The 13,360-nt window shown below is 66.5% G+C and carries 11 protein-coding genes; 6 read left to right on the top strand and 5 right to left on the bottom strand.

What is annotated here, in order from left to right; translation table 11 throughout:
* The first annotated feature begins 1 nt into the window (after position 1).
* Complete coding sequence (locus tag ASE67_RS04140; protein WP_055757131.1) at positions 2-931, top strand: AraC family transcriptional regulator; 930 nt, start codon at positions 2-4, stop codon at positions 929-931.
* 87 nt (positions 932-1,018) lie between these two features.
* On the opposite strand, the gene ASE67_RS04135 is transcribed toward ASE67_RS04140, so the two are convergent.
* The 3 genes from ASE67_RS04135 to queF all read right to left on the bottom strand — a co-directional run bounded on the left by ASE67_RS04135 (position 1,019) and on the right by queF (position 5,187).
* The gene (locus tag ASE67_RS04135; protein ID WP_055757128.1) at positions 1,019-2,299 is read right to left on the bottom strand and encodes a glycoside hydrolase family 130 protein; all 1,281 of its coding nucleotides are present in this window, start codon (positions 2,297-2,299) and stop codon (positions 1,019-1,021) included.
* Between the two features lie 38 nt (positions 2,300-2,337).
* Positions 2,338-4,605 (bottom strand): glycosyltransferase family 4 protein, encoded by a 2,268-nt coding sequence (locus tag ASE67_RS04130; RefSeq protein WP_055757126.1) that lies wholly within the window; start codon positions 4,603-4,605, stop codon positions 2,338-2,340.
* 138 nt (positions 4,606-4,743) lie between these two features.
* Complete coding sequence (gene queF / locus ASE67_RS04125) at positions 4,744-5,187, bottom strand: preQ(1) synthase (protein WP_055757124.1); 444 nt, start codon at positions 5,185-5,187, stop codon at positions 4,744-4,746.
* Between the two features lie 29 nt (positions 5,188-5,216).
* On the opposite strand from queF, the gene ASE67_RS04120 reads away from it, so the two are divergent.
* The 5 genes from ASE67_RS04120 (at position 5,217) to ASE67_RS04100 (ending at position 11,325) form a co-directional block, all read left to right on the top strand.
* Complete coding sequence (locus ASE67_RS04120; protein ID WP_055757122.1) at positions 5,217-6,764, top strand: cryptochrome/photolyase family protein; 1,548 nt, start codon at positions 5,217-5,219, stop codon at positions 6,762-6,764.
* An 89-nt stretch (positions 6,765-6,853) separates the two neighbouring features.
* Positions 6,854-7,684, top strand: a complete 831-nt coding sequence (locus ASE67_RS04115; protein ID WP_055757121.1) for a sulfurtransferase — start codon at positions 6,854-6,856, stop codon at positions 7,682-7,684.
* Positions 7,681-8,874 (top strand): cystathionine beta-lyase, encoded by a 1,194-nt coding sequence (gene metC / locus ASE67_RS04110; protein ID WP_055757118.1) that lies wholly within the window; start codon positions 7,681-7,683, stop codon positions 8,872-8,874. Before ASE67_RS04115 ends, metC begins: the two co-directional genes overlap by 4 nt.
* On the top strand, positions 8,871-10,151 hold the full coding sequence (locus ASE67_RS04105) for a mechanosensitive ion channel family protein (RefSeq protein ID WP_327196657.1): 1,281 nt from the start codon (positions 8,871-8,873) through the stop codon (positions 10,149-10,151). Before metC ends, ASE67_RS04105 begins: the two co-directional genes overlap by 4 nt.
* 43 nt (positions 10,152-10,194) lie before the next feature.
* Positions 10,195-11,325, top strand: a complete 1,131-nt coding sequence (locus ASE67_RS04100; protein WP_055757117.1) for a GNAT family N-acetyltransferase — start codon at positions 10,195-10,197, stop codon at positions 11,323-11,325.
* Positions 11,326-11,387: 62 nt separating this feature from the next.
* On the opposite strand, the gene ASE67_RS04095 is transcribed toward ASE67_RS04100, so the two are convergent.
* Complete coding sequence (locus ASE67_RS04095; protein ID WP_055757115.1) at positions 11,388-11,714, bottom strand: hypothetical protein; 327 nt, start codon at positions 11,712-11,714, stop codon at positions 11,388-11,390.
* Positions 11,714-13,357, bottom strand: a complete 1,644-nt coding sequence (locus tag ASE67_RS04090) for a hypothetical protein (protein WP_055757113.1) — start codon at positions 13,355-13,357, stop codon at positions 11,714-11,716. Before ASE67_RS04090 ends, ASE67_RS04095 begins: the two co-directional genes overlap by 1 nt.
* Between the last annotated feature and the right edge of the window lie 3 nt (positions 13,358-13,360).

Here is a 13,360-nt window from a genome sequence, read left to right as displayed (position 1 = left end):
CATGGCGATCGACAATGTTTCAGGCGGGACGGAGACGCCCGGTATCCCCCCGTCGCTGTTCGCGATGCGGCCGGGCATGGCGATCCGCTATGATCAGCCCGACCCGGCGCTGGCCGATTACGTCACCGGCTATCACCTCTATGCCGCCAGCGGGCCGGCGGCGGCGGGGCTGGAAAACTGGTTCCTGCCCGGTACCGCCAACGTCCGCGTCACGCTGGACGCCGGGCCGATCGCGGTATCGATCGGCCGATTCCGCAGCGATCCATTGCCGCTGGCCAGCCTGTTCGGGCCGACCAGCCATGCGATCCATACCGTCACCAACGGCGGGGTGATGATCGGGTTCGGCATCAGCGCACTCGGCTGGTCCCGCTTCTTCGACGGCGGGGCGGATCGCTATGCCGACCGGATCGAGCCGCTGGATGCAGCGGCGCGGCCGGGCTTTGCCGAACGGCTGGTGGCGCTGCTGTCGTCGGTGGCCGACGAACATGGCGTGAAGCCGGCGCTGGACCGGTTCCTGCTGGCGGAAATCGGGCCGAAGGTCGCGGATGAGGTGCAGATCCGCACCATCGCGCGGATGGTGAACGACGACCTGCCCAATGCAGTGGCCGAAACGGCGGCGGCATGGGGCATGTCGCCCGAACGGCTGCGGCGGTTGTGCCGGCGGCATTTCGGCTTCGTGCCCAAGACGTTGCTGATCCGAGCGCGCTTCCTCCGCTCCCTAGTGCCGCTGATCGAATCGAAGGGTGATCTGGATTATTCGCGGATCGACCCCGGCTATGTCAGCGCGTCGCATTTCCTGCGCGATGCCCATGCCGTGCTCGGCACCACCCCGCGCCGGTTCCTGCACGCACAGACCGAATTCCTGGTGGCGAGCCTGCGCGCGCGGGCAGCGGTGCTGGGCAGCGCGACGCAGGCGCTGCACCGGCTGTAGGGGCGGGGGTTCCGCTTTCCACAGACGTCATTTCAGACGGCGCGGGGGAGGACGGGAAAGGCACTTGTCCGCCTTTCCCGCCAGTCGTCACATCGCGGCGATCAGTTCGTCGATCGTCACGAACGCGAACGCGACCGAGCTGTCGGCCACGCCGTAGGGGATGAAGATCCGGTCGCCATGGCGCAGCGCGCCGCACGAATAGACGACGTTCGGAACATAGCCCTCGCGATCTTCGTTCGCCGCCGCCAGGATCGGTTCGCGGGTGCGGCCGATGACCTTCGACGGATCGTCCTTGTCCAGCAGCACCGCGCCGATCGCGTACTTGCGCATCGCACCGACGCCGTGGGTCAGCAGCAGCCAGCCTTGGTCGATTTCGATCGGCGGGCCGCAATTGCCGATCTGCACCAGCTCCCACGGGAAAACGGGCTTGAGCAGCAGCTCTCCCTCGTCCCAATGCGTCAACGTGTCGGACTTGATGAGGAACAGGTTTTCGCCGTCCTGCCGCCCGATCATCATGTACTGGCCGTTCACCTTGCGCGGGAACAGGCCCATGCCCTTGTTCCGCGCCGCGCTGCCGGTCATCGGCACCAGGTCGAACGCGCGGAAGTCGCGGGTGCGCAGCAGCTCCGACTGGATCATCGACCCGTTATAGGCGGTATAGGTGCCCAGCCATTCGGCGGTGCCGTCGTCATGGGTGAAGTGGACGAGGCGCATGTCCTCCAGCCCCTTCGACTGGGCCTCGGTGATCGGAAAGATCACCGTGCCGGACAAGGTGGAGTCGCGGTGGCGGAAGACCGTCACCTCGCCCTCGGGCGCTTCCTCTTCGTCGCCGATCGCATCGGCGGCGGTGGCGAAGGGCGGTTCGGGGGCCAGTACCAGTTCGTTATCGTCGGTGATGATGCCTTCGCGGAAGGCGACCGACGAGATGTGGCCTTCGCCGACCGCACGCAGCGACATCAGGATGCGCAGCGACCCCTCGGGCATGCCCGACTGGTCGAAATGCGGCACGGCGCTGGGGTTCATCAGCGCGGCGGCAGCATAGCTGTATTCGTGGCAAAAATAGGCGCCGATCAGCTGGCGCTTTTCGTCGCTGATCGTGCTGCCGTCGAGGCCCAGCACCGCCTCGATCTCGTCATAGCGCGTCATGAACACGCGGCGCGTCTGCCAGTGGCGCGCCTCGAAATCCTTGAGCACGATGTCCAGTTGCGCTCGCGTTTCGGCGGGCGACATGGACAGCACTTCGCCGACCAGCCGCTCGGTACGGCTGGGGGCCGAACCGTTGCGCTGCCATGCGATATGAAAGGGGCGCACCACCACACGCGAAGGGTCGGCGTAGAGCCGCAAGGGGTGGTTGTAGATATCCAGCATTCGCGCGTCCAATAATCCCGGCCGAAGCCGCGGCCGGATCAGGCCACGGCGCGGCGCGGGTCTGCCACGGAAGCGCGACCCTTTGAAAGGGCGGAAATAGCACACGATGCCAATTGCAGCGCGAGAATCGACTCAGCGCCCTGATTGCGGTTCAATCCGGTGGGCATCAGTCCGTCGAAACAACCGCCGTCACCCACGGTCGCCAGCGGCAGGTCGAGGTCGTTGGCACCGAGATACCAGTTGTACGCCTTGACCGCCTCGTCGACCCAGCGCTGGTCGCGGGTCGCGTCCCACGCCGCCACACAGGCCTCGACCGTTGCCTGCGCCTCCAGCGGCTGCTGGTCGAACGGCAGTGGATCGGCATAAGGACGGCTGAAACTCTCGGTACCGACCGCGCGGAACCGGCCGTCGGGCGACGTCTGCTGCGCGACGATCCAATCGAGCGTATCCAGCCCGACCTTCAGGAAATCATCCCGCTTCAGGGCGTGGCCGGCGCGAATCATCGCTTCGGGCAGGCGGGCATTGTCATAGGCCAGCACGATTTCGAACCAGCGCCATTCCGGGCGGCGGGCGGCATCGAGCAACGTGACCAGTTCGGCACCGAACCGCGTCGCAATCTCGGTCGACAGCGCATGGCCGGGGTTGATGTCGAGCATCGCCACCGCGCCCAGCATGGCAAAGGCACGCGCACGCGGGCTGCCAAGGTCGAGCGCGATCGACGCGGTCTGCTCATAGAGCGACATCGCCCAGTCGCGATGCTTGCGCGACTGCGCATCGCGCGCGGTGATCGCCAGTGCCCACAACGTGCGGCCGTTCGAGTCCTCCGACCCTTCATCCTCGCACCAGGTCCGGTCGAAATTCATGAAGTTGCGGAAGCGACGCCGATCCGGGTTCCACGCATATTGCAGGAACGAAGCATAGATCGTGGTCCATTTGTCGCGGACGATCGGATCGATATCCTCGATCTGCGACATCAGGATCAGCGCACGGGCATTGTCGTCGATGCAATAGCCATGGCGGCGGTCGGGCACCGAATAGATCGAGTGCTGCAACATGCCGGTCGCGTCGCTCATCCGTTCGACGGCGGCGAAATCGGGCTGCAGCGCGGTCAGGTCGGTGCTGGGCCGCACGCGGCGGGGCCGGGCGGCGACGGCCTGACCGATCTCGATCATCGCCGCCTGCGCCAGGCAGGGGAACAGCATCGTCCGGCCGCGGGCATAGGCGCGGCCAGCCAGCGACTCGCGACGGGCATCGTTGCCCAGCAGGTCGACGATTTCACGCGCGAACGCCGCCGCATCGCCGAAATCGACGATCACGCCATGGTCGTCCGCCAGGATTTCGGTCGCGTGGACATAAGGGGTGGAAACAACCACCTTGCCGACACCCACTGCGTAGGACAGCGTGCCCGAGGTGATCTGCGCCGGATTGCTGTACGGGGTGACATATAGGTCGGCGGCCTGAAGATAGTCGAGCAGTTCGTCCTGTTCGACGAAACCGTCGAGGAAGCAGACGTTATCGGCGACGCCAAGCTGTGCGGCCTGTGCCTTCAGCCGGTCGCGATACGCCTCGCCCTCATGCGCGACGAGATGCGGATGGGTCGCGCCCAATACGACGTACAGCGCGTCGGGATGCGACGCGACGACGGTCGGCATCGCCTCGATCATCGTCTCGATCCCCTTGTTCGGGGCGAGCAGGCCGAAGGTCAGCACGACGGGGCGGCCGGCCCAGCCGAACCGTGCCTTCATCGCATCGGGCTGTACGAACGGGCGGTCGTGGACGCCGTGCGGGATCGTCACGATCTTGCGCGCATCGGTACCGTGGACGCGCATCAGGATTTCGCGCCCCTTGTCGGCCATCACGATGATCTTCGACGCACGGCGCAGCAATGCCTCCAGCACGCGGCGTTCGTCGGCATTGGGATGTTCAAGGATGGTGTGCAGCGTGATGGCGACCGGCACGTTCACCCGGTCGAGCAGCGCCACGATATGTTCGCCCGCCGGCCCGCCATAGATGCCATATTCATGCTGCACCCATACCGCCTGTGCGCCGCTCGCCTCGATCCGGCGCGCCGCGTCGAGATAGGCGATGCGGTCGTTCTGCGCGATCGCATGGGTCACTTCGGGCGGATAGGCATAGGCACCGGGGCGGTCGTCCATCGCATAGACGTCGACCGCCATGTCGGGATACCGATCGCGCAACGCATTGAACGTGTCGGTGGTGAAGGTCGCGAGCCCGCATTTGCGCGGCAGGAAATTACCGATCAGCGCGATGCGATCGAGCGAATCCAGGGCGACCCTCTGGCTCATCAACGTTCCTCTTTGCGATGCAATATCCGCGCGATATCGGCGGTGTCCGCAAATAGAAACATTCCGACACGGTAAATGGTTGCAAGAATTGTGCGCTGCGACACAATAACGTGGCGAAGCGTGCTGCCGTCGCGGCGATCACCCGCGTCCGCGATATCCCGGAACGTTCTGATCGGGAATCCATATCGACCGGGGAGGTTCCCCCGATTGCCAGAACACGTCGATCGGAATGCCGCCGCGCGGATACCAATAACCGCCGATGCGCAGCCACACCGGCTGCATTTCCGCGACCAGCCGTTCGGCGATGCCGACGGTGCAATCCTCGTGGAATGCGGCATGGTTGCGGAAGCTGCCGAGGAACAGCTTCAGCGATTTCGATTCGACGATGGTCGCGGCGGGCACGTAATCGATCACCAGATGCGCGAAATCGGGCTGGCCGGTGACCGGGCAGAGTGAGGTGAATTCGGGCGAGGTGAAGCGCACCAGATACGGCGTGCCGCGCGGGTTGGGAACATAATCGAGCTCGGCGGCTTCCGGAGTGGTTGGAAGCGGGCTGGCCTGGCCAAGGAATTTCGGGTCCATGGCCCCCATGTAGAAGGGACGGCGCACGAATGGAACGGGTGCTGATCCCGATATTGGGCGATCAACTGTCGTTTGCCCTGTCGTCGCTGGCCGACGCCGATCCCGACCAGACCACGATCCTGATGATGGAGGTGGTCGAGGAGGCGACCTATGTCCGCCATCACCCGAAAAAGATCGCGTTCCTGTTCGCGGCGATGCGCCACCATGCCGCCGCGCTGGCCGAAAAGGGGTGGCGTGTCGATTATGTCCGGCTGGACGATCCCGACAATGCCGGCAGCTTTACCGGAGAGATCGCCCGCGCGATCGAACGGCACGACCCGACGCGAATCGTCGTCACCGAAGCCGGCGAATGGCGGGTGCAGGCGATGCTGGAGGCGTGGGAGACGATCTTCGGCATTCCCGTGTCGATCCGGCCCGACACGCGGTTCCTGTGTTCCCACGACCGGTTTCGCGACTGGGCCGAGGGGCGGCGCGAACTGCGCATGGAATTCTTCTATCGCGAGATGCGGCGCGAAACCGGGTTGCTGATGGACGGCGCCAAGCCGGTCGGCGGCAAATGGAATTTCGACCATGACAATCGCAAGCCGGCGAAGCGTGACCTGCTGATCCCGCGCCCGCTGTCGTTCAAGCCCGACGACGTGACGCAGGAGGTGCTGGCGCTGGTCGCGGATCGGTTCGGCGACCATGCCGGCACGCTCGACGGGTTCGACTTTGCGGTGACGCGTGAAGGTGCGCTGCGCCAGCAACGTGCGTTTCTGACCCACGCCTTGCCCGGTTTTGGCGACAATCAGGACGCGATGCTGACCGGCGAACCCTATCTGTGGCATGCGGTGCTCTCGCCCTACATCAATGCCGGGCTGCTCGACCCGCTCGATCTGTGCAAGGCCGTCGAGAAGGAGTTTGCGGCGGGCAAGGTGCCGATCAATGCGGCGGAAGGCTTCATCCGCCAGATCATCGGTTGGCGCGAATTCGTGCGCGGCATCTATTGGCGCGAAGGGCCGGACTATGTGACGCGCAACTTCCTCGGCGCGAAGCGCGACCTGCCGGCGTTCTACTGGACCGGCGAGACCGACATGCATTGCCTGTCCCAGGCGATCGGGCAGACGCTGGACAAGGCCTATGCCCATCATATCCAGCGGTTGATGATTACCGGCAATTTCGCATTGCTGATCGGGGCTGACCCGCAACAGGTCCATCGCTGGTATCTGGAGGTCTATGCCGATGCCTATGAATGGGTCGAGCTGCCCAATACGCTGGGGATGAGCCAGTTCGGCGATGGCGGGCTGCTGGGTTCGAAGCCCTATGCATCGTCGGGCGCCTATATCGACCGGATGTCGGATTATTGCGGAACCTGCCGCTACGATGTGAAGCAGCGCACCGGGCAGGACGCGTGCCCGTTCAACGCGCTCTATTGGGACTTCATCGCCCGCAACCAGGAAAAGCTCGGCCGCAATCCACGCATGGCGATGCCGTACCGGACGTGGGACAAGATGGCGGAGGAGACGCAACGCGAACTGCGCGGGCAGGCCAAGGGGTTTCTGAAGGCGCTCGACAAGCTGCCGAAGTACGAGGGGTAGCCGCATCCCCGCGCAGGCGGGGGTACGATACACCGGCGTCTTTCGCTCTGGCGCTTGACCCATCGCGCCGCGCGCCTAAGCCTTGGCCGATGCAACCGCTCGTCTCCACCGCATGGCTCGCCGATCGGCTCGGTACCCCCGGCCTCGTCGTCCTCGACGCGACCTTCGTGGCCGTGCAGCCCGATCCTCCCCGCGACGAAGCCGCCGAATTTGCCGCCGCGCATATTCCGGGCGCGCGCTTCCTCGATCTGCGCGCGCTGTCGACGGGCCAGGCGACCTCGCTGCCCGCGGCAGAGAAGCTGGCGGCGGGGCTGGGGGCGCTGGGGCTGAACGACGATGTGCAGGTCGTGCTGTACGACAATTCGCCGCACCATACGGCGGCGCGGGGCTGGTGGCTGCTGCGGCGCTTCGCCCGCGCGCTGCCGGTCGCGATCCTCGATGGCGGGCTGGCCAAATGGCGGGCCGAGGGGCGCGCCCTCGAAACCGGCATGGATCAGCCGACGCCGACCCGTTTTGCCGCCGATCCCGATCTGGCCCCGGTACGGACCAAGGCGATGGTGCTGGCGTCGCTCGACAAGGATACGACGCAGCTGGTCGATGCACGCTCGCCCGCGCGGTTCGACGGGAGCGAGGCCGATCCGCGCGGCCTGCCCTCCGGCCATATCCCGGGCAGCACCAACCTGCATTATGCCCGTTTCTTCCACGACGACGGGACGTGGCGGTCGCCACGGGAACTGGCCGCGCTGTTCGCCGGGGCGGGGATCGATCTCGACCGGCCGGTGACGACGACCTGCGGGTCGGGCATCACTGCTGCGATCCCGGCCTTTGTGCTCCACCTGCTGGGGCGCGATGCGGCGCTGTATGACGGCAGCTGGACCGAGTGGGCCGCCGACCCGCAGACGCCGAAGGTGGTCGCATGAGTGCCCGCGACGCGTCCCACGCGCCCGAGACACAGGTCGTCACCGGCGGCCGCCGCGACGAATGGACCGGGGGCGTGGTCAATGTCCCCGTCTGGCGCGCATCGACGATCCTGTACGACGACGTTGCCGATCTTCGCGCGGCGGCGGGGGCGAATACCCATCACCGGCTCTATTACGGGCGGCGCGGCACCCCGACCCAATGGTCACTGGCCGAGGCGCTGACCGAGCTGGAGCCGGGGGCCGAGGGCACCTTGCTCTATCCATCGGGCGTCGCGGCGATCACCACCGCGCTGCTCGCGTATCTGAAGCCTGGCGATCACCTGCTGCTGCCCGACAGCGCCTATGACCCGACCCGTGCCTTTGCGCAGGGTATCCTGAAGACGATCGGCGTCACCACCACGCTGTACGACCCGATGGTCGGCGCGGGGATCGCCGAGCTGATGACCCCGGCGACGAAGGTGCTGTTCCTCGAAAGCCCCGGGAGTCTCACCTTCGAGGTGCAGGACGTGCCGGCAATGACGGCGATCGCGCGGGCGCGGGGCGTCACCACTATCCTCGACAATACCTGGGCCACGCCGCTGCTGTTCCCGGCGCTGGCACACGGCGTCGACGTGACGATCATGGCCTGCACCAAATATGTCGTCGGCCATTCCGACGCGATGCTGGGATCGGCCACCGCCGTCGCGTCGCACTGGCCGGCGTTGCGCGATGCGACCTATCAGCTGGGGCAGCATGTCGGGCCGGACGATGCGGCGCTCGGCGCGCGCGGGCTGCGCACCATGGCGGTGCGGCTGAAACAGCATGGCGACTCGTCGATCAAGATCGCCCGGTGGCTGTCCGACCAGCCCGAGGTCGCGCGCGTGCTGCATCCCGCGCTGCCGGGCTGTCCGGGGCATGACATCTTCACCCGCGATTTCCGTGGCAGTGCCGGGCTGTTCGCCCTTGTCCTGAACGGCGGCAGCGATGCCGGCCGGGTCGCGTTGATCGACGGCCTCAAGCTGTTCGGCATCGGATATAGCTGGGGCGGGTTCGAAAGCCTTGCCCTGCCGATCGACCCGCATCGCTATCGCAGCGTGACGCGCGCGGAGGCCGAGGGGCCGATGATCCGGTTGCAGATCGGGCTGGAGAACCCCGACGACCTGATCGCCGATCTCGCCGCCGGGCTGGCACGGTTCCGGGCGACACCGTGAACGGCCTTGCCGCCGGGCTGGCCGCACAGGGATTGCCGGTCGCCGACGGGCGGGAACTGGCCGAGGCCGGTATCGTGGCAGGGCTGGTGCTGTTGTCGCTGCTGCTCGGCTGGCTGGCCGGGCGCTGGGCCGGGCCGCATCTGACGACGCTGTGGCGCGATCGGGTGGGCGACCATGCCGTCGGCCTTGCCACGCGCATGTGCGACATCGTGCGGCATTTCGTGGCGGTCATCGCGCTGGCGCTGGTCGCGCAGGGGCATGACTGGGGGGCGCTGGCCGATATCGTCGTTGGCCTGGCGCTGGGCGCGGCGGTCGGCCGCCTCGCGATGCAGCTGCTGCGCGGCGTCAACCTGGCGCGCTGGCTGGCGTGGGCGGTATCGTCGATCCTGTTCGTCGCGGTGCTGGCCGGATCGGTCGGCGGGCTGGAGCCGATCACCACCACCCTCGACGCGATCGGCTTTTCGGTGGGCCGCCGCCGCCTGTCGCTGCTGGCGCTGGTCAGCGCGCTGCTGACCGCGGTCGTCCTCTATGCCGTGGTGCGCGTCGCCAACAAGCTGGTCGGCCATGCGGTGGATCAGGCGAAGAGCCTCGACCCCGCGCAGAAACTGCTGGCGCAAAAGCTGGCGTCGATCGCGGTGGTCATCGCCGCCTTCTTCTTCGGGATCGACCTGCTCGGCATCGACCTGACGACCTTTGCGATTTTCTCGGGCGGGCTGGGCCTTGCGGTCGGGTTCGGGTTGCAGAAGACGGTCGGCAACCTGATCGCGGGCATCATCCTGTTGATGGACCGGTCGATCAAGCCGGGCGACGTGATCGTTGTCGGCGACAGTTTCGGCTGGGTGAACAAGATCGGGGTGCGCGCGGTGTCGGTCATCACCCGTGATGGCAAGGAGCATTTGATCCCCAACGAAATCCTGATGACGCAGGAGGTGGAGAACTGGTCCTTTTCCGACCGCAACGTCCGGGTGCGCATTCCGGTCGGGGTGGGGTATGAAACCGACCTGCGGCTGGCGCAGCAGCTGATGTTGCAGTCCGCGACCGAAAGCGCACGGGTGCTGCGCAGCCCGGCGCCCAATGTCTGGCTGATCTCCTACGGCGAATATGCCGTGGAGCATGAGATTCTGGCGTGGATCAGCGACCCCGAACAGGGCGTCGGCAATGTCCGGTCGGACGTGCTCAACCGGTTGTGGGACCTGTTCAAGGAGAATGGGATCGAGATTCCGGTGCCGCGGCGCGAGCTGATGTTCCGCGACGGGGCGCAGGGGACGAAGGGGTAGCGCACCCTTTCGCCGCCGCCGACCACCCCCTATCTTGCCCTGCGTGACAGCCATCACCGCCCGCATCGCCGAGGGCGTCCGCGCCGTGCCCGCCGACCAGTGGGATGCCTGCGCGGGCAAGGGCAATCCGTTCCTGTCCCACGCGTTCCTGTCGGCGCTGGAGGAATCGGGCAGCGTCGCGCCGGGATCGGGGTGGCAACCGCTGCCGATCATCGTCGACGATGCCGATGGCGTGCCGCAGGCGATCGCCCCGGCCTATGCCAAGGGGCACAGCCAGGGCGAATATGTGTTCGACCACGCCTGGGCCGACGCGTGGGAGCGGGCCGGCGGCGATTATTATCCCAAGCTGCAGATCGCGGTGCCCTTCACCCCCGTGCCGGGTCCGCGGCTGTTGCTGCGCGACGGTGCCGATCCCAGTGCACTGATCGGCGCGGTCGAGGCGGTGGTGCGGCAGAACGGGCTGTCGTCGGCACACGCGACCTTCATCGACGACGCGCAATTGCCGGCGTTTCAGGCGGCGGGCTGGCTGTTGCGCGCCGGCACGCAGTTTCACTGGGCCAATCGCGGCTATGGCTGCTTCGACGATTTCCTGAACGACCTGGCCAGCCGCAAGCGCAAGGCGATCCGCAAGGAACGCGCCGCCGCGCTCGACGGGCTGACCGTCCGGCACCTCTCCGGACGCGACCTGACCGAAGCGCATTGGGATGCGTTCTGGGCATTTTACCAGGATACCGGCAACCGCAAATGGGGCCGCCCGTACCTCACCCGCCGCTTCTTCTCGCTGCTGTCGGAACGGATGGGCGACGCGGTGCTGCTGATCCTTGCCGAACGCGACGGCCGGCCGATCGCGGGGGCGCTCAACCTGATCGGCGGCGATGCGCTCTACGGTCGCTATTGGGGTGCGGTGGAGGAGGTGCCGTTCCTCCATTTCGAGCTATGCTATTATCAGGCGATCGACGCCGCCATCGCGCGCGGGCTGCAACGGGTCGAGGCTGGGGCGCAGGGCGAACACAAGCTCGCGCGCGGCTATGTTCCGGTCACGACCTGGTCGGCGCATTTCCTGCCCGATCCGGGGTTCCACGCGGCCGTGGCCGAGTTTCTGGAGCGTGAGCGCGCGGCCGTGGGGCAGGAACAGGCGTTCCTGAACGACCTGACGCCGTTCAAGCGGGCATAGCGGCCGATCCACCCGGACAGGGGCGCCGCCCCACGCGGGGACGACACCCTGTGCGGCCAGCCTTATTTCTTGCCCATCAATCCGCCCAGGCCGCCCGGCAGCATGTCGCCGATCCCGCCCAGCGCACCGGGATTGACGTCGAGCCCCAGCAACTGCGCGAACTGGCCCAGCGCATCGGGACCGCCGACTTCGGACAGGATCGCCTCGATCTGGTGGCGCGATACGCCGCTATGGTCGGCGGCTTCCTGTGCGGGATCGGCATGGCCGGCGAACTTCATCAGCAGGCCGAGCACGGTCTGTACCTGTTCCTGCGAGATCCCCGCCTTGTCGGCGATGGCGGGCAGGTCGAATTGGCCGGCCAGCTTCAGGGCGTTGTTCAGCAGGTCCATCAGTTTTTCCTCAGCGGTTCGTTGGCCGCCATCTGTCGCGATGGGCGGCGGCGGGGTTTGGCGAACGGACGATTGCCCAGATCGCTCCATGTCAGCACGGGCGGCGGCACATTATGGTCGATGCGGAACAGCGCGGAGCGACCATTGCGCCACAGCGGGATCAGCCCCTGTTCCAGCCGCCGGTCATATTTGGGCGGGCGGATCAGCCATACGTAGTCGAACGCATCGCGCGGGAATTTGTACAGCGCGCCGGCGATCGGCCGCCAATATTCGCGCGGGCATTTGACGTCGGTGACCAGTTCGGACGGATCGTGCGAGAACCCGCGCGCTTCCTTGTACTTCACCGTCAGCAGCTGTCCGCCGGCCATCGACCATTGGTCGTTGGCATAGGCCAGCCGCCGGGTGAGCGCCATGCCGGGCAGATGCTGCAGCCGGGTCATGCGCCATTCGTTGTAGCAGGTCTCACCCACGAAGGTCACCAGCCGTGCGCCGACCGGCACATGGTCCAATGCGGCCAGTTCGCGGTCGTAATCGCGGTCGTACAGCCAGAAGCTGGCCGTCGTCGCCCCCATCCGCCCGACGAAGATCGCCAGCGCGATCCCTGCCAATACCCCGGCATGACGGATCGACAGGCCGGGTTTGGGCCTGAGCGCGATCAGGCTGATCCCGAACAGATACGGCACCAGCCGCATATCGGCATAGGCCGAGCCGAAAACGATGCGCGGCAGCAGGACATAGACCGCGATCAGGAACAGCGCCGACAGGCCCAGATTGCGCGAATAGCCGATGTTGGGATCGCGCAACCCCTTGAACAGCACGAGGTAGAAGACCGCGACCGAGGCGAGGTCGTAGAGCTGCCAGCGGTCGCGCAGCGTCATCGTCATCCACTGCATCTTCGCGCGCCAGTTGAACCAGTCGGCGGTCTGCCCGCCGACATGGCCGCCCGAACGCCACAACAGCATGAGCAGCGCAGGGGGCGCGAGGACGAGGCAGTGGAGCCCGGCGTGGAAGGCGGCGGCGAACCAGTTGCGACGCTTGTCATGTTCGCGGATCAGCTCGGCCGAGGCGGCGAGCACGCCCAGCGTCCCCCAACCGAAGGTATGCGTCAGCCAGATCAGTCCGGCGATGGGCACGAACACCACCCCGCGCAGCACCAGCCGCCCCTGCCGCCCCAGCCGCAGCCACAGCGCAAAGGCGTTGAGCGCGAGCGCCATCGACAGCAGGAAATTGGCGAAGCCGAAATGGAACGGAAAGCTGTAGACGATCGGCAGCGCGAACAGCGCGGTCGCCGGGATGCGGCCATGCACCTCGCGCGCGATCCACAGCAGCCCGACGGCGGTGAGCGCCGGGATGGTCAGGATGATGAGCTTGACCGCGGGTTCGAGGCCGATCAGCGGTTCGAGCAGCCAGACCAGCAGGTCGACGCCCAGATTGCCGATCAGGCTCCAGTCGAAATTATACCAGTCGTGGAACCAAGGCGCCTGTCCGGTGTCCCACAATTGCTGGACCCGGTAGCGGCCCATATGACCGGGCAGGTCGACCATCGGCGGAATATCGGGCCATAGCAGCGGCACCGCCGCCAATACCGCCATCAGCGCGACGAACCACCGCGTCTGCCACCAGTTGAGCCTGTCCCCCTGCATCGG

It is taken from the genome of Sphingomonas sp. Leaf23 (assembly GCF_001421585.1).
Classification (GTDB): domain Bacteria; phylum Pseudomonadota; class Alphaproteobacteria; order Sphingomonadales; family Sphingomonadaceae; genus Sphingomonas.
This window is presented reverse-complemented; position numbering and strand designations above follow the sequence as displayed.

Coding starts and splice junctions, on each gene's coding strand:
- ASE67_RS04140 (WP_055757131.1), top strand. CDS start 2: ATGGCGATCGACAATGTTTCAGGCGGGACGGAGACGCCCGGTATCCCC.
- ASE67_RS04135 (WP_055757128.1), bottom strand. CDS start 2,299: ATGCTGGATATCTACAACCACCCCTTGCGGCTCTACGCCGACCCTTCG.
- ASE67_RS04130 (WP_055757126.1), bottom strand. CDS start 4,605: ATGAGCCAGAGGGTCGCCCTGGATTCGCTCGATCGCATCGCGCTGATC.
- queF (WP_055757124.1), bottom strand. CDS start 5,187: ATGGACCCGAAATTCCTTGGCCAGGCCAGCCCGCTTCCAACCACTCCG.
- ASE67_RS04120 (WP_055757122.1), top strand. CDS start 5,217: ATGGAACGGGTGCTGATCCCGATATTGGGCGATCAACTGTCGTTTGCC.
- ASE67_RS04115 (WP_055757121.1), top strand. CDS start 6,854: ATGCAACCGCTCGTCTCCACCGCATGGCTCGCCGATCGGCTCGGTACC.
- metC (WP_055757118.1), top strand. CDS start 7,681: ATGAGTGCCCGCGACGCGTCCCACGCGCCCGAGACACAGGTCGTCACC.
- ASE67_RS04095 (WP_055757115.1), bottom strand. CDS start 11,714: ATGGACCTGCTGAACAACGCCCTGAAGCTGGCCGGCCAATTCGACCTG.
- ASE67_RS04090 (WP_055757113.1), bottom strand. CDS start 13,357: ATGCAGGGGGACAGGCTCAACTGGTGGCAGACGCGGTGGTTCGTCGCG.